Origin of the sequence: Streptomyces sp. NBC_01294 (genome assembly GCF_035917235.1) — a bacterium.
GTDB classification, from domain to species: Bacteria; Actinomycetota; Actinomycetes; order Streptomycetales; family Streptomycetaceae; genus Streptomyces; species Streptomyces caledonius.
On the sequence record NZ_CP108423.1, the window covers coordinates 7,049,830 to 7,069,063 of the forward strand.

The 19,234-nt window shown below is 73.8% G+C and carries 15 protein-coding genes and 1 pseudogene; 10 read left to right on the forward strand and 6 right to left on the reverse strand.

Going from position 1 to position 19,234, the window contains the following annotated elements; translation table 11 throughout:
* The first annotated feature begins 40 nt into the window (after nucleotides 1-40).
* The 3 genes from OG534_RS31915 to OG534_RS31925 all read left to right on the forward strand — a co-directional run bounded on the left by OG534_RS31915 (nucleotide 41) and on the right by OG534_RS31925 (nucleotide 3,775).
* Nucleotides 41-1,354, forward strand: a complete 1,314-nt coding sequence (locus OG534_RS31915; RefSeq protein WP_326592659.1) for a flavin monoamine oxidase family protein — start codon at nucleotides 41-43, stop codon at nucleotides 1,352-1,354.
* A complete protein-coding gene (locus OG534_RS31920) occupies nucleotides 1,347-2,765 on the forward strand; it encodes an aminobutyraldehyde dehydrogenase (protein WP_326592661.1) in 1,419 nt (472 codons plus the stop codon). Before OG534_RS31915 ends, OG534_RS31920 begins: the two co-directional genes overlap by 8 nt.
* Nucleotides 2,766-2,833: 68 nt before the next feature.
* A complete protein-coding gene (locus tag OG534_RS31925) occupies nucleotides 2,834-3,775 on the forward strand; it encodes an NAD-dependent epimerase/dehydratase family protein (protein ID WP_326592662.1) in 942 nt (313 codons plus the stop codon).
* 52 nt (nucleotides 3,776-3,827) lie between these two features.
* Here the strand turns inward: OG534_RS31925 and OG534_RS31930 are convergent, their stop codons facing one another.
* Both OG534_RS31930 and OG534_RS31935 read right to left on the reverse strand, forming a co-directional pair.
* Entirely contained in the window at nucleotides 3,828-4,556 is a 729-nt protein-coding gene (locus OG534_RS31930) for a TetR/AcrR family transcriptional regulator (RefSeq protein WP_326592663.1), read from the reverse strand.
* Between the two features lie 249 nt (nucleotides 4,557-4,805).
* Entirely contained in the window at nucleotides 4,806-5,903 is a 1,098-nt protein-coding gene (locus OG534_RS31935) for a MerR family transcriptional regulator (protein WP_326593972.1), read from the reverse strand.
* 339 nt (nucleotides 5,904-6,242) lie between these two features.
* Here OG534_RS31935 and OG534_RS31940 point away from each other — a divergent pair, with 339 nt between their 5' ends.
* The 3 genes from OG534_RS31940 (at nucleotide 6,243) to OG534_RS31950 (ending at nucleotide 11,188) form a co-directional block, all read left to right on the forward strand.
* Nucleotides 6,243-7,367 (forward strand): sensor histidine kinase, encoded by a 1,125-nt coding sequence (locus tag OG534_RS31940; protein ID WP_326592664.1) that lies wholly within the window; start codon nucleotides 6,243-6,245, stop codon nucleotides 7,365-7,367.
* The gene (locus tag OG534_RS31945) at nucleotides 7,355-8,065 is read left to right on the forward strand and encodes a response regulator transcription factor (RefSeq protein ID WP_326592666.1); all 711 of its coding nucleotides are present in this window, start codon (nucleotides 7,355-7,357) and stop codon (nucleotides 8,063-8,065) included. The genes OG534_RS31940 and OG534_RS31945 overlap by 13 nt, the downstream gene beginning before the upstream one ends.
* Nucleotides 8,066-8,233: 168 nt before the next feature.
* Nucleotides 8,234-11,188 (forward strand): helix-turn-helix transcriptional regulator, encoded by a 2,955-nt coding sequence (locus OG534_RS31950; RefSeq protein ID WP_326592667.1) that lies wholly within the window; start codon nucleotides 8,234-8,236, stop codon nucleotides 11,186-11,188.
* A 65-nt stretch (nucleotides 11,189-11,253) separates the two neighbouring features.
* Here the strand turns inward: OG534_RS31950 and OG534_RS31955 are convergent, their stop codons facing one another.
* Nucleotides 11,254-11,478 (reverse strand): hypothetical protein, encoded by a 225-nt coding sequence (locus OG534_RS31955; protein ID WP_326592668.1) that lies wholly within the window; start codon nucleotides 11,476-11,478, stop codon nucleotides 11,254-11,256.
* A 210-nt stretch (nucleotides 11,479-11,688) separates the two neighbouring features.
* Here OG534_RS31955 and OG534_RS31960 point away from each other — a divergent pair, with 210 nt between their 5' ends.
* Both OG534_RS31960 and OG534_RS31965 read left to right on the forward strand, forming a co-directional pair.
* Complete coding sequence (locus tag OG534_RS31960) at nucleotides 11,689-12,459, forward strand: DUF6193 family natural product biosynthesis protein (protein WP_326592669.1); 771 nt, start codon at nucleotides 11,689-11,691, stop codon at nucleotides 12,457-12,459.
* Nucleotides 12,460-12,532: 73 nt separating this feature from the next.
* On the forward strand, nucleotides 12,533-13,003 hold the full coding sequence (locus OG534_RS31965) for a HEAT repeat domain-containing protein (RefSeq protein ID WP_326592670.1): 471 nt from the start codon (nucleotides 12,533-12,535) through the stop codon (nucleotides 13,001-13,003).
* 80 nt (nucleotides 13,004-13,083) lie between these two features.
* Here OG534_RS31965 and OG534_RS31970 read toward each other — a convergent pair whose 3' ends face one another.
* Nucleotides 13,084-13,239 carry a DUF6131 family protein gene (locus OG534_RS31970; protein WP_326592671.1) on the reverse strand — a complete coding sequence of 52 codons (156 nt, stop codon included), beginning with the start codon at nucleotides 13,237-13,239 and terminating at the stop codon, nucleotides 13,084-13,086.
* Nucleotides 13,240-13,538: 299 nt separating this feature from the next.
* Between OG534_RS31970 and OG534_RS31975 the strand changes: the two are divergent.
* Nucleotides 13,539-14,461: pseudogene (locus tag OG534_RS31975) on the forward strand (phosphotransferase family protein).
* Nucleotides 14,462-14,481: 20 nt separating this feature from the next.
* Here OG534_RS31975 and OG534_RS31980 read toward each other — a convergent pair.
* Entirely contained in the window at nucleotides 14,482-15,159 is a 678-nt protein-coding gene (locus OG534_RS31980; protein WP_326592673.1) for a M15 family metallopeptidase, read from the reverse strand.
* Between the two features lie 281 nt (nucleotides 15,160-15,440).
* Between OG534_RS31980 and OG534_RS31985 the strand changes: the two genes are divergently transcribed.
* Complete coding sequence (locus OG534_RS31985) at nucleotides 15,441-16,406, forward strand: serine/threonine-protein kinase (RefSeq protein ID WP_326592675.1); 966 nt, start codon at nucleotides 15,441-15,443, stop codon at nucleotides 16,404-16,406.
* A gap of 178 nt (nucleotides 16,407-16,584) precedes the next feature.
* On the opposite strand, the gene OG534_RS31990 is transcribed toward OG534_RS31985, so the two are convergent.
* Nucleotides 16,585-19,017, reverse strand: a complete 2,433-nt coding sequence (locus tag OG534_RS31990; protein ID WP_326592677.1) for a SpoIIE family protein phosphatase — start codon at nucleotides 19,015-19,017, stop codon at nucleotides 16,585-16,587.
* Nucleotides 19,018-19,234: the final 217 nt, after the last annotated feature.

The following is a 19,234-nucleotide window of genomic DNA, read 5'->3' on the forward strand; positions in this document are numbered from 1 at the left end:
GCACCCGCGCCGCCGTCCGGAACCCACCGAAGGAACACCCATGAACCACGACGTCATCGTGCTCGGCGCCGGCCTGTCCGGTCTCGCCGCCGCGCGCGACCTGGCCGCAGGCGGGGCCGACGTCCTCGTCGTCGAGGCCCGCGACCGGGTCGGCGGCCGCGTCGAACAGACCGCGCTCCCCGACGGCCGGCTGGTCCAGCTCGGCGGGGAGGTGGTGGGCCGGGCCCACACCGCCTACACCGCCCTGGCCGCGGAGCTGGGCCTCACCCTGGTCCCCAGCTACGTCGCCGAGCCCGGCGCCCTCGTCCGCGCCACCGCCGAAGGCGTCTCCGCGGGGAACCCGCCCCACTGGTTCGGGCCCGGCGACGACGCTTGTCACGCCAAGGTCACCGCCGCCTTCACCGCGCTCGCCGGGACCGTCGACCCGGCCGACCCCTGGTCCCACCCCGAGGCCACCGCCCTCGACGGGCTGTCCGTCGGTGACTGGCTCCGCTCCCAGGGCGCCGGCCAGGCCGTCGTACGCCTGTGGGAGATCGGCCAACTCGCCCTCGCCGACGGCTCCTGCGAACGGACCTCCCTGCTCGCGGCCCTCCGCAAGCACGCCGCCGTACCCGGCACCGGCCACTACGAGTACGACGCCTGGGAGGGCCTGCGGGTGGCCGAGGGATCGGCGACCGTGGCCCTGCGCATGGCCGAGGCACTCGGCGGGCGGATCCGTACGGGCTCACCCGTCGAGGCGGTCGCGGTACGGCCCGGCCACTGCTCCGTACGCCTGGCGGGCGGCGAGACGCTGACCGCCTCCGCCGTGGTCAGCGCCCTCCCCGTCGGCCCGCTCCGCTCGGTCGCCGTCACCGGTGTCAGCGACGAACGCCTCGCCTCCCTGCACCGCCAACGCCACGCCCTCGCCGCCAAGTTCACCGCCGCGTACGACAGGCCCTTCTGGCGCGACCGCGGCCTCAGCGGCCTCTCCGAATGCGAGGGGGTCCTCGGCAGCACCTGGCCGCAGAGCGAAGGGATCCTCTCCGCGCTCGTCCCGCCCGAACGCTACGGAGTCCTGCTCGGCATGCCCGCCCCGCTGCGCACCGCCGAGCTGCTGGCCGACGTCGCGCGCCTCTACGGCGACCGGGGGCACCGCCCCCTCGCCACGTACCTCCGCCTGTGGGGGACCGACCCCTGGACCCAGGGGTACGTCACCCAGTGGACCCCCGGCGACGTCATGGCCGTCGGCCCCCGGCACGGCACCCACGAGCCGCCCTTCTACGTCTGCGGATCAGACCAGTGGGTGGCCGGCTACATGGAGGGCGCCGTACGCACCGGACGCGACGCCGCAGAGGAGGCGCTGCGCCGTGGCTGAGACCCTGCGCAACCACATCGGGGGAGCGGACCGCCCCGCCGCCTCGGGCGAGACCATGGAACTCGTCGACCCCGCCACCGGCCGGGTGCACGGCCACGCCCCGCGCTCCGGCCCCGCCGACACGGACGCCGCCTGCGCCGCGGCGGCCGCGGCGTACGGACACTGGTCCACGACGACCCCGGCCGCCCGGCAGCGGGCCCTGCTCGCCCTCGCCGACACCATCGAGGCGCACGCGGACGCCTTCGTGGCCGCCGAGACCGCGGACACCGGCAAGCCGCCCGGCCAGTTCAGGACGGAGGAGCTGCCCGCGATCGTCGACACCGTGCGCTACTTCGCCGGCTCCGCACGCAACCTCCCGGGCGCCGCCGCGGCCGAGTACACCGAGGGCCGCACCTCCCTGCTGCGCCGCGAACCGGTGGGCGTCTGCGCCCAGATCACCCCCTGGAACTACCCGCTGATGATGGCCGCGTGGAAGATCGCCCCGGCGATCGCCGCCGGGAACACCACGGTGCTCAAGCCCGCCGACACCACTCCGTCCTCCGCCGTGCTGCTGGCCCGGCTCGCGGCCGCCCACCTGCCGCCCGGCGTACTGAACGTGGTCTGCGGAGACCGGGACACCGGCCGGGCCCTCACCGCGCACCCGGACGTCGCCCTGATCGCCGTCACCGGCAGCGTGCGCGCCGGGCAGGAGATCGCGGCGGCCGCCGCGGCCGGCCTCAAACGCGTCCACCTGGAGCTCGGCGGCAACGCTCCCGTCCTGGTCCACGAGGACGTGGACGTGGACGCCACCGCCGCGGCCCTCGCCGCGGTCGCCTACTACAACGCCGGCCAGGACTGCACCGCGCCCACCCGGCTCCTGGTCCACCACCGGATCCACGACGCCTTCCTCGCGGCCTTCGCCGCCGAGGCGGGAAAGCTCCGCACCGGCCCCCCGGACGAGCCCGGGGCCGACTTCGGCCCACTCAACAACGCGTACCAACTGGCCTCGGTGCAGGCCCTGCTGGACCGCCTGCCGGCCCACGCCGAGATCGTCACCGGCGGCAGTCGGCTCCCGCGCCCCGGCTTCTTCCACGCGCCCACCGTGGTCGCCGGAGTCCGCCAGGACGACGAGATCGTGCAGGAGGAGGTCTTCGGCCCCGTCGTGACCGTCCAGCCCTTCGCCGACGAGGCCGAGGCCCTGCGGCTCGCCGACGGAGTGCGCTTCGGACTGGCCGCGAGCGTCTGGACCACCGACCACGACCGGGCCATGCGGGCCACCCGCGCCCTCCACACCGGCATCGTGTGGGTGAACACCCACGGCACCACCGTCTCCGAGATGCCGCACGGCGGGGTCAAGCACTCCGGCTACGGCAGCGACCTCTCGCTGTCCGGTCTGCTGGACTACACCCAGGTCAAACACGTCATGTTGTGAGCACGTCGGGGCGCGCGCGGCCGCCCGCGACCGCCCGCGCCGCCCGGAGTTCGGGCTAATGTGCGTATGTGAGCCTTCACATCGTCGTAGGTTTCGGTCCCGCGGGCGCCGCCACTGCTCGGCTGCTCGCCGAACAGGGCCATGCGGTCAGGGTCGTCACCCGGTCGGGCGGAACGCCGGAACCCGGAATCGAGCACGTCGCGTGCGACGCGGCGGACAGCGAGCGGCTGACCGAAGCCGCGCGGGGCGCTGCCGCGATCCACGGCTGCGCCGCGCCGCCCTACCAGCACTGGGCGAGCGCATGGCCGCCGCTGGCCGGGTCCCTCTGCGCCGCGGCCGAGGCCACCGGGGCCGTACTGGTCATGCTGGGGAACCTCTACGGGTACGGACCGGTGGACGGCCCCCTGACCGAGGCGCTGCCGCTCGCGGCGACCGGCCCCAAGGGGCGGGTGCGCGCCGCGGTCTGGGAGCAGGCGCGGCAGCTGCACGAGCAGGGCCGGATCAGGGCCGTCGAGCTGCGGGCCTCGGACTTCTTCGGGCCCGGCGTCACGGACGGCGGGCACCTGGCCGCGCGGGTCGTGCCGCGCCTGCTGCGCGGCAAGTCCGTCTCCACCCTGGGCGACCCGGACGCCCCGCACAGCTGGACCTACCTCCCCGACGTGGCCAGGGCGCTGGTCGAGGCCGCGGGCGCGGAACGGGCCTGGGGACGCCCCTGGCACGTCCCGACGGAGCGCCCGCTGTCCGTCCGGGAGATGGTCGGCCGGCTGGCCGCCCAGGCCGGCACGGGTCCGGTCGCGGTGCGCAGGATCCCGCCGGCCGTGGTGGGCGTCGGCTCGCTCTTCTCCCCGCTGCTCCGCGAACTGAAGGAGGTCCGCTACCAGTTCGACCGTCCCTTCGTCGTCGATTCCAGCGCCTGCGAAGCGGCCTTGGCCTTCCGCGCCACACCGGTCGACGAGCAGGTCAAGGCGACCCTGGACTGGTGGCGCGAACGACGGATGACCGTCGGATGACGGCGGGGGACCACCCCGGATCCCCGCGGGCGCCGCGCGTGCGGCGGCCGGTTCAGCCGGTGGTCCCGCCTGTGGGGACCACGAGTCCGATGCCCTCGGCGGCGACGGCGATCGCGTAGTCGAAGAACGCGGACTCGTCCCGGACGCTGTCGTGGGTACGGCTGAAGACCTGGAACACCAGGAGGCCGATCAGACTGCTCCACAGGACCATGCCGCGTTCGAGGATGTCCGAGAACGGAGCCTCGGGCGCGCCTCCGTACAGCTGCACGGCCGCCGGCAGCAGCAGCGGCGGGCCCGGCACCGGCTGCCGCGGCGGGGTGAGTTCACCCTTTTCGAGGGCCGCCCGCACGATGCCGCCGAGCACCCCGGGAGTGCGCGAGGCGGGCAGCACCGTGTCCTGCGGGGCGTGGTAGCCGGGCACGGGCGAGCCGTATATCAGCGTGAACTCGGCGGTGTTGTCGAAGGACCACTGCCGCAGCGCACGCGTGACCGCGAGGAGCCGCTCACCCGCCGGCGCACCCGCGGCCGCGGCGGCCGCGTCGGCCTGCTCCATCGCGGCGCCGGACGCGTTGTAGGCGTCGATGACCAGCGCGGTCAGCAGGTCGTCACGGTGCGGGAAGGCGGACACGACGTCGGTGACCGTCAGTCCGCTGTCGCGCGCCACGGCATCCAGGGACAGCCCGCCGGCGCCCAGCTCCGCCAGCTGTTGACGTGCGATGTCCTTGATCACTGCCGGCGGGGACACGTGGTCGGCAGTCGAACCAGTTGCTGAAACGTCCATGCCGGAACCGTACCCGCCGCCGACGACGTGCCGTGGGCAACATCCGTCCCAACGCCCCCACCACGCAACGTGATCCGGCCACCCGGACCCTCCGGTCGCACGTGCCTGGGAAGGGGGTCCGGCGACGCGGGCCGGTCACGGCGGTCGTGGCCCTGTTCTCCCGAAGCTGCCACAACGCCACCGCCTTCACCGACGCCGTCACCGTTCACCTGGCCGGGCGCCGGGTGAAGGACCGCGGCCGGCGTCCATTCAAGCGATGAGCAGGCGGAGGCCGAGATCTGCCGCGTCGAGGTAGGCGAGGTCGCTGTTGCGTTCGGCCCACCGGCCGGAGGCGAGGTCGGCGCCGAGGCTTCGTACCGCCCGCTGCTCGGCCTCCGGCCCGACCCTCGTCCACACGGACATCGCACGGCGCACGTGATCCTCCAGATACGCCCCCGGTCGGCGCCAGTACGCCTCGAACAGCCCGTCAGCGCAGTCCCACGGGACGGGCACCGGCTCAGTGCGCGCGCCGATCGCGTCGGCCATCCCGGCAAGCGAGGGAAAGCCGGCGAGGACGGCGGCGAATTCGGGAAGGTAGTCGCGGGTAAGCCAGAACCGGTCCTGCCAGCCGGGCTCGTCGGTGTCGAACGTCAGCACCACCACGCGGCGGGCCACGCGCCGCATCTCGCGCAGCCCCGCGATCGGGTCCCCCCAGTGGTGAACGGTGGAGACGGCCATCGCGACGTCGAAGGAGTGGTCATCGAACGGCAGGCTCTCCGCGGCGGCTGCCACGCACGGCGCCGAGCCGGCAGGCCGCTGACCCCGCATGACCGCCGACGGCTCCACCGCGGTCACGTCGCGATCAGCAGGCTCGTAGGAGCCGGTGCCGGCCCCGACGTTCAGCACCGTCCGCGCGTCCCCGAGCGCGTCGATGATCTGCGCGGCGATCCGCGGCTCGGTACGCCGTGTCGCGGTGTACGCGCCGCCGATCGCGTCGTACAGCCGTGCACCGAGCATCTCCAGTTGCTCCTCCGGTGTCACCTTCAGTCCCTTCGCCCGTGCCTCAAGTTCCCTGTCGATGGCCGCCGCCATGGCGTCGGCGCGATCACGCCGCTCCAGCAGCAGGCCCCGCAGCCGGCGCAGGTGCGCGACCGCGTCGGTGGACGGGTCACCGACCAGTTCCACGACCTCCCGCAGACCGAAGCCCAGCCGCCGGTAGGCCAGCACCTCCCGCAGCCGCTCCACGTCGCCCGCCGAGTAGGCCCGGTACCCGGCCGCGGTCCGCGCCGACGGCCGCACGAGCCCGATCCCGTCATAGTGATGCAGCGTGCGGACGCTCACGCCGGCCAGCTCGGCCACGCGTCCCACGGTCCAGTGATCTTCCACGACGCCGACTATGCAGCCTGACGCCACGTGAGGGTCAAGAGCCGGGAGCAGGGCCGTCGTCGGCGTCGAAGGCGTTTCCGGCCGACCGTGGGGGGAGCGACCCTCGGCCAAGCGCGAGCAGGCCGACAGGCGCCTATTTGGCGTGTAGCTGCTAGGGCAAAATGCCTGATGACACTGGCAGTTGCGGGCCGCCGCGCGGCCCACCCCGTTCCGCCGGGGACGACTCCGGGATCCCGCGGTGCCGACGGCAGGGGAGGGGTGGTCTTGGGATTTCAATCCTTACAGGTACGCCGCACACGAATACCGCGGCAGGCGACCGGGGTGGGGTCGGGGCTGCAGCGCGCCCAGTCCTTCGTGATCGTGGCGACCCTGCTCTACCGGGGGAGCCATCTGGCGGTCGGCGTCCTCGCCGTCGCCCACCGTCTTTCACAGCCCCTGCAGTTCGTGGGGCTCGCCGCGGCCCTGGGACTGAGCGTGCTGACGTACGGCGCGGCCCTGCGGCGCGGCCGGTTCGACCCGCGGCACATCTGGGCGGACGTCCTCGTGACCGGGTGCGTGCTGCCCCTGGCCCTCTGCGTCTGGGGCGGCGTGCGCGAACCGCCCACGATCGCATGGGCGATGCTGCTCGGCGGGTCGGCGAGCGCCGCCGCGGCCATCGCCCTCGAACGGCTCCACGCCGTCGCCGTGGTCGCCCTCCTGGTGGTGACCCACGTCATCGGCTACCAGATGGTGGGCGCGAACTCCTCCGTCGTCCTCGGCCATGTCAACTCACTGGTGTCGTCGGCCGTGATGACCTGGGTCTTCAGGTGGTACCTGCTCCGGCAGGGACGCCTCCTCGACGACGCCAACTCCCGCGCGCTGGCCGCCGAAGCGCACAAGGCGCGCTACGCCGAGCGGCTGGAGCACCACCGGGCGCTGCACGACACCGTCCTCGCCACGCTGACCACCCTGGCGTCCGGGGCGGTCGACGCCAACGCCCCCGAGGTGCGGGAACGGTGCTCCCGCGAGGCCGCGTACCTGCGCCGGCTGATCCAGCAGACCGCCGACGAGGTCCACCACCGGGAGATCGGCACGGCCCTGGAGGAGGCGGTCCGATCCGTCGAGAGCCTCCAACTGCGGGTCACCGCCCAATACCACGCCCTGCCGCAGGTGCCGCCCGAGGTCGCCGCCGCGCTGGGCGACGCCGTGCGCGAGGCCCTGAACAACGTACGGCGGCACGCTGGCACCGGGCACGCCTACGTCACCGCGACCGGCGACCCGGACCGACCCGGGGGAGCCGTGGTCACCGTGGTCGACCGGGGGCCCGGATTCGACCCCGAGCGGTGCGAGCCCGGCCTCGGGCTGCGCGGTTCGGTCCACGGCAGGATGGCCGAGGTGGGGGGCCGGGCGACGGTGGACACCGCCCCGGGCGAGGGAGTACGGGTGGAGCTGAGATGGCCCGGGTGATCACCGTCGCGGTGGTCGACGACGACCGGATGCTCCTCGACGGACTGCGGGCCTGGCTGGGCGGGGTGCCGGAGCTGCGGCTCACGGCGACCGCGGCCACCGTCGGGGAACTCCTCGACGCGCGTGCGCCGGACCCGCACCATCCGCTCGATACGCCGGACCCGCACCATCCCCACACGGGCGGCGGCGGGGCGGCGTACGTCCCGCCCGACATCGTCCTCCTCGACCTCGTGCTGCGGGACGGCTCCGCCCCCGCCGACAACATCCGGCGGCTGGTGCGGACCGGCAGCCGCGTCCTGATGATCAGCACGGTGCCGGACCGCTCCCGGATCATCGAGGCGATCCGCGCCGGCGCCGACGGCTACCTGACCAAGGACCACGACCTGCCGACGCTCGTCGCCGCCATCCAGGACCTCGCGGCGGGCCGCAGCGCCCACTCCGCGGAACTCGCCTTCGCCTGCGCGCACGACGACAGCCCCGCCCGCCCCCGGCTCTCCCCCCGGGAACGCCAGATCCTGCTCGACTACGCATCCGGAATGACCCTCAAGTCCGCCGCCCGGCGCGCGGGCATCACCGTCCACACGGCCAAGGACTACCTGGACCGGGTCAAGGCCAAGTACCAGCAGGCCGGCCGCCCCACGTACACGAAACTCGATCTGGCCCGGCGGGTACGGGAGGACAGCCTCGACGGGGGGTGACCTCTCGGGGCGTCTCCCCGGACCGCCTTGCCGCGAGCGCCCGGCAAGATCCGGAAGATCGGCCTCAGGCGCAAGCCCCCCAAACGGACGGCTACAGGCGGCACCCGAGCCCTCCCTATCGTCATCCCGGCGGCGCCTTCGAAGGGCCGCCGGGAAGGGGACGAGCCGGTGTCCGTATTCTGGCCGGAGCTACCGGACGACGACTGCAGCGCCACGGGCCCGCACAGCGGACCCCACCTCGGACGAGGCGAACTCGTCGGACGCGGCGCCGAGATGGAGCAGATCACGACCACCCTGGCCGCCGCCCGGTCCGGGCGGGGCGGAGCGCTGTTCGTCACCGGCGAACCCGGCGTCGGCAAGACCCGGCTCGCCGCCGAGGCCCTCTCCGCGGCCGCCGCTGCGGACATGGTCACCGTCCGCGGACGGGCCGGCGCGGTCGGACCGCCCGTCCCCTACCGGCCCCTGGTCGAAGCCCTGCTCCTGCTGGCCCGCGCCGGCCTGCTGCCGGACCCGGACGGGCTGGGCCACTGCGGGCCCGTCCTGACCCGGCTGCTCGGCGACACCCGGGATCCGGGCGCCCGCGCCGCATCGCACCTCATGGTCGCCGAGACGATGCTGCGCCTGCTCACCGCCGTCGCCGGGGAGCGCGGCTGCCTGCTCGTCCTCGACGATCTGCACGACGCCGACGCCGGGACACTGGCGGTCGTCGAGTACCTCCTGGACAACATCGGCCACCAGCCGGCCGTCCTCCTGCTCATCGCGGGTCGCGCCCCCTGCGCGGCGACCGAACTTGCCGCGCGGGCACGTCAGCGCGGGGCCGCGACCGTGCTCGACCTGCATCCCCTCGGCCGCTCCGACGTGCACCTCCTCGTCGCGGCCGAACTGGGCATCGCACCCGCGGAAGTCTGCCCGGAGCTCGTCCACCGCGCCGTGGACGGCAGCTCCGGCATCCCGTTCGTCGTCAGGGAGCTCGTCCACGACCACACCGGCCGCACCGCCCTCCACGACACGCGGACGCCGTCCGTCCCCTCCACCGTCGCGGACACCGTCCGGCGCCAGGCCCGCCGGCTCGGCCCGCTCGGCGTGGAGTTCCTGAGCATGGCGGCCCTCTTCGGCCGGCGCTTCCCGCTGCCGGTGCTGGAACACGCGATGGGCCGCGACCACGCCGAGCTGTCCGCCGTCCTGCGCGCCGCGGTCGCCTCGTACCTGATCACCCCGGACGGGTCGGGCCCGCAGTGGTACGCCTTCCGCTACCAGCTGGCGGCCGACGCCCTGCTGGACGACCTCGGACCGGGGGAGCGCGCCGGACACGCACGGCGCGCGGCCCGCGCGCTGACCGACCTCCACCCCGGACTGCCCGGAGCCTGGTGCGCGCACGCCGCCCAGCTGTACGAGCACGCCGACGACACCCGGGAGGCCATCCGCCTGTACTGCGAGGCGGCGCAGCGCTCGATGCGCGAGGGCACGGTGGAACGGGCGGTGGCGCTGCTGTCCCGCGCCCACCGCCTCGTCGAACCCGGTACCGCACCCGAACTGCACGCCACGGTGCTGGAACAGCTGCTGGACGCCGTCGCCTGCGCGGCGCGGTTCGACCGGTTACCGGAGCCGGCCGCCGTCCTGGACTCCCTGGGCGGGGGCGGCGGCGAGCACGGCATGCCCGCCCGGCGACGCGCCGGGCTGCACGCACGGCTGAGCGACATCGCCACCCTGATGGGCTGCCCCGCGGAAGGCCTGTGGCACCTCGACATCGCCCGCTCCCTGCTCGCGGGCCACCCGGCCGATGCCCAGGCCGCCGTCGTGGACGTCGCCGCGGTGCACGTGGAGCTGAGCCGGCTCGCCCCCGACCGGCTGCGCACCGCCGCCCGGTTCGCCCACCGGGCGTTGGACGCCGCCGAGCGCGTCGACCTGCCGGACGTGGCCTGCAAGGCCCTCCTGCTGCTCGGGCAGCTGGCCCGGGAACAGGACGAGCCGACGGCGACGGCCCACTTCCGGCGGGCCCGCGCGATCGCCCTCACGCACCGGCTCCCGGTCCTGCGCATGGCCGCCGAGGTGCACCTGGCCGTCGTCGCGGCGAGCCACGACGGCCGGCCGACGCGTGTCGAGGAGGTCCGGCAGGAGGCCCTCGGCATGGGCCTGCTGCCGCTGGCGCACGAAACCGGCTTCGTCCTCGCACTGGACCGGATCCAGCGCTGCGATTTCGAGGAGGCACGCGACCTGATCCGCGAGGGCGTCGCCGACGCGTCACGGCTGGGACTGGGCCGGCCGCTGGCCATGCTGCAGCTCGCCGAGGCCGTACGGTACGCCCACCAGGGCCGGCGCGCCGAGATGCAGGGGGCGCTGGAGCGGCTCGGCCCCCTCCTCGACGCCGCGCCGGGCGTGCGCGCCATGTCGTACGGACTCGCGCGCGCGTTCTGCTCGCTGCTGGAGGAGCAACACGACGCGGCGGGGCAGGAGTTCGCCCAGGCACTCGCCTACGACGCGGAAAACCCCGCGATCGGAGAGTTCGGCAAGCACGGCGTCATCCTGCTGCTCGGCGTGCTCGCCGGACGCATGGGCCGGCGGCACTACGCCGACATCGCGGAGGCGAGCGTCAGCGGCACCCGCTGGAACCACCAGTTCGTCGGCCTGGCGCACGCCGTGCTGCTCGGCCGCGAGGGCCGCCGCGACGAGGCGGCGGCCGCGGCGGACAAGGCGCTGGAGGCGGCCGAGCTGTACCCCATGGCGCGCCGGCTGTGTCTGCGCCTGGTCGCGCAATCGGCGTACGACGACGGCTGGGGCGCGCCGGTCGAGTGGCTGCGCGAGGCGGAGGAGTACTTCCACGGCGCCGGCCTCCAGGCGGTCGCCGCCGCCGGCCGGGCCCTGCTGCGCGGGATGGGCGCGTCGGTCCGGCAACGGCGTACGGGCACGGAGCAGGTGCCGCCGGATCTGCGCCGGTCCGGGATCACCGTCCGCGAGTTCGAAGTGGCCCGGCTAGTCGCCGAACGGATCAGCAACAGGGACATCGCCGGGCGGCTGCACATCTCGCTGCGCACCGTCGAGAAGCACGTGGCGAGCCTCCTCCAGAAGACCGGCCACCCGAACCGGACGGCGTTCGCCACCGCCGCTCGCGACCTGGTGCCCTAGGAGAGCGCGGCGGCGGCGCCGGATCCGTACGGGGGAGCGCCGAGCCCCCGCACGGATCCGGCGGGTCAATCCGGGTGGCCCGGGCCGATTGGAGACCTACAGCGGTTGCTGTTGCCGCTGGTCACGCTGACGGTGGCGGCGGCACTCTGCGGGGTGCGGGCCTCCGTGTGCGGCAACTTCAGGACGCTCATCGGGATCACCTCCTCGACGGTCGAGCGCGCGGTGAGCGCGGCTGGTGCGGGTTGCGTACCGGCCGATCGGCACTGCCCACTCAACTCGATGCGTGCCACCCGCACATGGGCGTCCGCCCCGCATATTCCCCACCCGCACCCCCCACCGAAGGCCGGTCCCGCCCGCAGCCAAATGGTGGTGGTCCGCACGAGCCCTCACCGGCTGCCCCCGCCCGTTCGCAGGCGGCTGCCCGGAAGCCCGCCGCCACGTCCCCTTCCGCCGCAAGCACGTGATCTCCACCGAGGGCGGGTCGGGCACAATCAGGTCCTGTGGTCACACATCCCGATCCAGCCATCCTGTATCCCGACATCAAGGCCCACGGCAGCCTCAGCGCGGCGCTCCGGGCCGTGGCGCAGGGCCGTCTCGCCTCCGTCCCCCTCTCCAGCCCGGAACTCGCTCCGCTGCTGGGGGCCACGGTCGGCTGCACGGCGCCGCACCGCGAGCCCCTGCAGATCAGCGCGTGGCGCCACGAGCGGCAGTGGTCGATCCGTGGCACCGACTCGTTCGAGGGCATGGCACTCGTCGACGGCACGACGGACGACCTGGCGGAGGTCGCCGAGGCCGCGCGGGCATGGCACGACGGGACGGCGCTGAGCGACATCCGCCGGGCCGCCCCGTTCGTGCACCTGACCGGCCGCTTCGAGGTGCCCGACCTCGACCCCGTACGCCTGACGCAGAGCGAGTGGCAGCGCCTGCGCACGGAGGCCGGCGAGTTGGAGTACGCGTGGCGGCCCGCGTACCAGGCGCTGGTCGAGGCGGCCCACGCCGAACCGGTGCTGCGGGGGCTCTACCCGTTCACCAGTCACTGGGCGCTGCGCTTCTCGACCACGACGCGCCCCCACCTGTCCGTCGTGGGACCCACGCTGGTCGCTCATGACATCGACCGGTACACGATCGACACGTCCTTCGAGAGCGAGGGCGTCGCCCACTTCGCCACGGCGCCCGAGGCGGTGGCGGCATTCGTGCGCCAACTGCCGTCCGACCTCGCCGCGGTCGCACTCGGCCGTCGACCCGCAGATCCGACGCCCGGCCGCGCGTAAGGGCCGATCGGCACCGAAGGGAAACGCGTTTATCCACGAGACCGGGCCGACGGCCGTCTCCTATGCTCTGGCCATGGACGTGTACCAGCGCCTGACGGCAGTGATCGAATCGGCCTGGCAGGAGCTGACGGCCGCCGATACCCGCCGTCGGGACCACTGCCTCGAGGTCATCAGCGATGTCCTGGAGACGGGCCGCCTGACGCAGGACGATGCCGAGCGAGCCGTCGAGCGTCTCGTCCAGGTCGCGCTCTCCGACGAGGGCCATACGTTGCGGGAGTCCGCACTGCACGCGATCTTCACAGCCTCGACGCCCTACCAGCTTCCCTACCGGGTGGTGGAGCCGCTGGCCGACGGCGTGGACCGTTTTGAACCGGTGCTCCTGGGCTACGTCCTGGGCATCCTCTGCGACACGTACGACCGGGCGGCGCTGCCGATCATCGAGCGGTTCCTCGACCATCCCCACCCCGAGGTTCGCAGGGAGGCGGCGGAGGCAGTGAGCGAATTGAGCAAATTGAGCGCCGCGGCCGGCAGAGGACCGGGGTAGCGAGCCCGCGCCTGCGGCACGTGGACGTGTCCGCAGGCGGAGGGCTCCGTCGTCGTGAGGAGATGGACTCGGCGGCGGCGCTAGTAGTAGTGGCGCCGTCCACCGACCTGGTGCCCGACGGCCCCGAGGATCCACAACACGACGCCGATGACGACGAGGACGATGCCCAGCGTCCACAGGATCGAGACGCCGAGCAGCCATCCGATGATCAGCAGGATGACTCCGAGAACGATCATGAGGGTCTCCCATCTCCACAGTCGCCTCCGGCCCGGTGGCGGTCGTGCGATGTGTGCACGAGGGCTGTGGGGCCTGGCCGCGATGGGACCTCGCGGGGCTGTGGCCGTTGGTGCGCCGCGGCGGTCGTAACGGCACGCGGCGCACAGGGAGTCTCACCGCTTTCCGCAGGCGCAAACATGCCGTCGGCGCACCATCCGCGGTCCCCGGCGGCCACGGGTCGCGCGCCCACCGGGACCGGTGTGCGGCGGTGGGGAAACCCTGTTGTGAGGCGCGGTCACGCCCCCCCACGGTCCCGATCATGTTGCCTGTGGTGGAGACGGACGAGGAATGGGCCGCTGTCTCCCCGACGAAACGATCATGCGGCCGGGCGCGGAGGACCTGTGCCGCCGCCTGGGCCTGGGCGCAGCGCTCCTCGGCCGGTTCCCGGAGGGCTCCCAACCCGTCTACGCGGTCGGTGACGACCACGTCCTGAAGCTGTTCCCGGCCGCCGCGGCCCGGGACGGCGTCGCCGAGGGGCGGGTCCTCGCCCACCTCCAGGGCCGGCTGCCGGTGGCGACGCCGCAGGTCCGGGAGTCCGGTACGTACGAGAACGGCTGGCGCTACGTCCTGATGTCCAGGCTCCGCGGCGAGGGCCTGGCGCACGCCTGGCCGCGGATACCACGGGCCGACCGGGAACGGCTCGCCTCCGAGGTCGGCGACGCGCTGGCGGTGCTGCACTCGCTCGACCCCGAACCCCTCGCCGACGTCCTCGGCCCCGGAGACTGGGGCGCCTTCGTCGACCGTCAGCGGGCGGGCGCGGTGGAACGGCAGCGGAGGCACGGGCTGCCCGACGCATGGCCGGAGCAGATTCCCGACTTCCTCGCCTCCGTCCCGCTGCCGCGCGAGCCCCAGCGGGTCCTGCTGCACACCGAGGTGATGCAGCAGCACCTCCTGGTGGATCCCGACGGCTGGCGCCTGACCGGATTCTTCGACTTCGAGCCGGCCATGATCGGCCACCGGGCCTACGACTTCGCCGGTGCCGGACTGTTCGTCACCCGCGCCGACCCCGGGCTGCTGGGCAGGCTCCTCGCGTCGTACGGCCGCGGCTTCGAGCCGGCCGAACTGCTCGCCTGCACACTGCTGCACGTGTACAGCAACCTGCCGTGGTACATGCGGGAACTGGGTGTGCCGGCGGACGCGACACCGGGCTCCCTCGCGGATGCCTGGTTCGGCCGGGACTGACGCCGCGCAGCGCGGAGCACTCACTCGCCGTTGGCGGAGAAGTGCTGGTAGTCCCGGTTGGCCCAGCGCCCGCCCCAGTACCAGCCCACCTCGCGGAACGCCGCGGTGAGGGCGTCGCCCGAGTGGATCTGGCCCGGGCGGGAGAGGGACCGTACGAGGTGGGGGTGCCCGTTCGGCGGGTGGACGACGCCGTGGACGTCGACGTAGGGGTTCTCGACGGGGTTGATGTCCACCGCGTCCCCCCACGCGTGCTGCGACAGCTGCCGGGGATCGCCGGTGACGGGTCGGCAGTTGAAGGCGGAGGTGTTGTCGTCGGCCATGGCCTCGGAGTCGTCCCGGTACTCGGCCATCACCCGCATCCGGCGGATCGGGAAGCGCGCCTCGAAGGCTTGCTCGAAGACGTGCAGGAGAGGGCGGACCGCGTCCTCGTGGGCGACCATCTCGCCGACGTGGATCCGGCCGTCGAACCCCACGTGGTTCATCCGGATCAGCCTGAGCCGCTCCGGCGGCACCGGGCAGCCCGCCCGGTAGGAGGCGCCCAGCTTCTCCGGCGGCACGGGCGTGACCCGCGCGGACAGGCGGGGCGGCGGGTCGGGCCGCGCGGCCTGGTAGCGCGGCGGGTCCGCCTGGGTGGAACAGGCCAGTGCGGCCGCGCACAAGGCTGCCGTCACGGCCGCGGCCGCGGTGGTGTGGCGCACGGGACTCACGCTACGGCGCTCGCCGCGGACGGGCACGCCGGCTCGACCGCGGGGCTCGACCGGTGGGGCTCGACCGGTGGGGCCGCGGGCCCGTACGCGGCCGGGAGCACCGGGCCGGCCCGCCGCGCCCGCCTCCGTGCCCATCTCGAACGGGCACGCGTGTGGATCACTGGATAGACTTTCGGTAGGAGGAGCGGCCCGTCGCGTCCAGTACGCGTCCGAGCCGACACCGTCGCGTCGAGCGGCGCGACCGTTGAGCAATGTCGTCCGAGGGGCGCCTGATGAGCTCGGCATCGAACCTGAGCGTGTACGCGGGCAGGCCGTCGGGCCTGATCGGGAAGCAGATCGCGGGCTACCGGGTCGAGAGCATGCTCGGACGCGGCGGCATGGCCGTCGTCTACTGCGCGAAGGACCTGCGCCTGGACCGTACGGTCGCGCTCAAGCTGATCGCCCCGGAGCGCGCCCGCGACGACACCTTCCGCCGCCGTTTCACGCACGAGTCGCGGGTCGCCGCCTCCATCGACCACCCGCACATCGTGCCGATCTTCGAAGCCGGGGAGACGGACGGCGTCCTCTACATCGCCATGCGCTACGTCTCCGGCCTGGACCTGCGGGCCCTGCTGGACCGCGAGGGCCCGCTCCCCGTCGCGACCGCCCTGCGCATCGCCGCCCAGGTGGCCTCGGCCCTCGACGCGGCCCACGAGCACGATCTGGTGCACCGCGACGTCAAGCCCGGCAACATCCTGGTCGCCGCCGGCACCGACAGCGACCACCCCGAGCACATCTACCTCACGGACTTCGGGCTGACGAAGAAGGCCCTGGCGCTCACCGGGTTCACCACGGACGGAGAGTTCGTCGGCACGCTCGACTACATGGCGCCGGAACAGATCTCCGGCCGGCCGGTCGACGGCCGGTGCGATCTCTACAGCCTCGCCTGCGTCGTGTACGAAACCCTGGCCGGCGGTCCGCCCTTCGTGCGGGAAGAGGACGCGGCGCTGCTGTGGGCGCACCAGTACGACCCGCCGCCTCCCCTGAGCGAGCGGCGGCCGGGGATCGTTCCCGCCGTCGACGAGGTTCTGGGCAAGGCTCTGGCGAAGGTGCCCGAGGACCGTTACGACTCCTGCCTGGAATTCGTGGCGGCCCTGCGCGCCGCCACCGGCAGCGGCGGCGGCAGGCCCCTGGCTCCGCCGGCGGAGCCGCCGGCCTGGGCCCTGCCGGTCTTCCGCGGCCCGTCCGGCGAGCCGTAGAGCACGTTGCTGCGCGTCGCAGTCCCAGGGCGACGGCCAGTCGGGTCAGTTCCGCCGTGGTGTTGATGCCCGGCTTGGCCCGGATGCGGTGGAGACAGGCGTCGACCGTGTGCTTGGAGAGCCCCATCTGGCGGGCCGTCTGCCCCGTCACAGGCGTGTCACACGGCCCGTCGCGTCCTCAGAATCCGATGAGGGACTGCTCGGCCCAGATGGTCTTGCCGATGGGGGCGTGCCGGGTGCCCCAGCGCTGGGCCAGCTGGGCGACCAGCAGCAGGCCCCGCCCTCCCTCGTCGAAGGTCCGGGCGCGCCGCATGTGCGGGGCGGTACTGCTCGCGTCGGAGACTTCGCAGATCAGGGTGGTGTTCTCGTGGATCAGCCGGAGCTGGATGGGCGGCTCGCCGTACCGGATGGCATTGGTGACCAGTTCGCTGACCAGGAGCTCCGTGACGAAGGCGGCCTCGTCGAGCCCCCAGGCCGTCAGCTGGTCCGTGGTGTACCGGCGGGCGTGGCTGACGACGGAGGGATCGGAGTTCAGGTCCCAGACGACGACCTGGTCGGAATGCAGGGCCCGGGTCCGTGCGACGAGGAGGGCGACGTCGTCCTCGGGAGGGTGGGTCAGCAGAGCGGTCAGGACCCGGTCGCAGACCGTGTCCAGCGTGGAGGCGGGACGGACGAGGGCCGCGAACATGCTGTCCAGGGCTTCGTCGATGTCGTGCTCGCGGGGCTGGAGCAGCCCGTCGGTGTACAGGGCGAGGACGCTGCCCTCGGGGAGCTCGACCTCGACGGTCTCGAAGGGCAGGCCCCCCAGGCCCAGTGGCGGGCCTGCCGGGACGTCGAGGAGGTACACGGAGCCTTCCGGGGAGACCACGGCGGGCGGGAGGTGACCGGCCCGGGCGACGGTGCAGCGGCGCGTGACCGGGTCGTACACCACGTACAGGCACGTGGTGCCGATGCCCCCGGCCGCCTCCCCGGCGGCTCCCTGGTCGGCCTCGTCGGCGGACAGGTGGATGATCAGGTCGTCGAGGTGGGTGAGCAGCTCGTCGGGCGGCAGGTCGACGTCGGCCAGCGTGCGTACCGCGGTGCGCAGCCGGCCCATCGTGGCGGTGGCACGGATGCCGTGGCCGACGACGTCGCCCACGACCAGGGCCACCCGGGCGCCGGACAGCGGGATCACGTCGAACCAGTCGCCGCCCACGCCGGCCCCGCCACCGGCGGGCAGGTAGCGGGAGGCGATGTCGAGCGCCGACTGGACGGGCAGGGTGTGCGGGAGCAGGCTGCGCTGCAGCGTCATCGTGCTGGTGTGCTCGCGGCCGGCCCGGTGCGCCGAGTGGATGCTGACGGCCGCCTTGGTCGTGAGCTCCTCGGCCAGCCACAGGTCCTCGGGATGGAACGGCTCCCGGCGCTGGTGACGGCTGAAGACGGCCACGCCGAGCGTGGTACCCCCCGCACGCATCGGCACCACCATGATCGAGTGGGTCCCGTACTCGGTGATCCAGGCGGCCCCGGGATCCTGCCCGACCCATCGGGCGAGGGCCGGGTCGGCGCTCCCGTACACGGCCCCGCGGCCCGCGGCGAGGCACTCGACGGGAGGCGACAGCGGCGGATGGACGGTCGTCGTTCCGACCGTGACCCGGGACTCCGGGCTCCCTTCGAGGACGGAGCGCACGGCGGTGCGGCGCACGGTGACCGGCCCCGTCACCGGGGCGGGGGACGGCTCGTCGGGGCGCGGCGGAGGCTCCAGCAGGTCGACGAACGCGAAGTCGGCGAGCCCGGGGACGGCGGCGTCGAGCAGCTCCTGTGCGGTGCGGGTGCTGTCCTGGGTGGTGCCGATGCGGGCGTTGGTGACGTCCGGCAGGAGCATCCGCTGCAGACCGTCCTCGGTCCCGGCCCTGTCGTGCGTGGTCAGGTACACGGCGCGCACCCGGCCGTCCGTGTCGCGCAAAGGGGCCAGCGAGGTCGCCCCGCCGTGCTCGGTGCCCGCACCCGTGGGGCGGACGAACGAATCAACCGACTGCGGCTCACCGTTCTCCAGCACCAGTCGCATCTTGCGCTCGGTCTCGTCGCTCACGGGATCCGGCGCGATCTCCGAGAGGCGCAGCCCGCGCATCTCGGTCTCCGAGAGGGACAGCGTGCCCTCCATGCCCGCGTTCGCCCGCACCAGCCGCAGGTCCGCATCGAAGATCGCCAGGGAGCAGGGGGACTGGGTGAACGCCCAGTCCTTCAGGGGTTCGTCCCAGGCAACGCGGGGCCCACCCGCCACGGCGGACACCACGAACCACTTGGCGGTCCCGCCGGTGGACGTCCAGCGGTGCGCGAGCAGTCCCACTTCCAGCCGCCGCCCGTCCCGGTGCCGCAGCGCCACCGTGCCTCTCCACCGGTGCTGGTCGGGCGGGATCCGCCGCGCGGCATCGCCGGCGCTGTCCGCGAGCAGATGGGCGGCGGGCAGACCCACGACCTCGGCGGGCACGTAGCCGAGCAGCCGACTGGCTTCCTCACTCCACTCGGTCACGATGCCCTGCTCGCTGATGGTGGCCGTGGCCGTGTAGGCCGCCCCGCGGGAGGAGCTCGTGTCCTCCGGCCGCTCACCAGGAGATGTGGGAAGTTGCTCCATCGCCGCTCATCTCGCCCTCGCTAGTTCCTTCGCCGCGTCCCACGGCAACCCGCACGGCCAGGGGCTCCACTGACAAGCATCATCCGGCCGGGCAAGGAGCACCAACGCAGTGCCGCCACGGGGGCTCCCGGGCGGCCGGACCCGGGGAGAGGGCCGCACGCCCCGCCGGGAGGCCCGGTGGCGCGGCCGGGTACGCGAGGACGAGGGCGAGGACCGC

What these genes read in the sequence shown, in the direction of transcription:
- OG534_RS31915 (WP_326592659.1), top strand. Translation starts at nt 41, where the DNA reads ATGAACCACGACGTCATCGTGCTCGGCGCCGGCCTGTCCGGTCTCGCC.
- OG534_RS31930 (WP_326592663.1), bottom strand. Translation starts at nt 4,556, where the DNA reads ATGGACGTTTCAGCAACTGGTTCGACTGCCGACCACGTGTCCCCGCCG.
- OG534_RS31945 (WP_326592666.1), top strand. Translation starts at nt 7,355, where the DNA reads ATGGCCCGGGTGATCACCGTCGCGGTGGTCGACGACGACCGGATGCTC.
- OG534_RS31965 (WP_326592670.1), top strand. Translation starts at nt 12,533, where the DNA reads ATGGACGTGTACCAGCGCCTGACGGCAGTGATCGAATCGGCCTGGCAG.
- OG534_RS31970 (WP_326592671.1), bottom strand. Translation starts at nt 13,239, where the DNA reads ATGATCGTTCTCGGAGTCATCCTGCTGATCATCGGATGGCTGCTCGGC.
- OG534_RS31985 (WP_326592675.1), top strand. Translation starts at nt 15,441, where the DNA reads ATGAGCTCGGCATCGAACCTGAGCGTGTACGCGGGCAGGCCGTCGGGC.
- OG534_RS31990 (WP_326592677.1), bottom strand. Translation starts at nt 19,017, where the DNA reads ATGGAGCAACTTCCCACATCTCCTGGTGAGCGGCCGGAGGACACGAGC.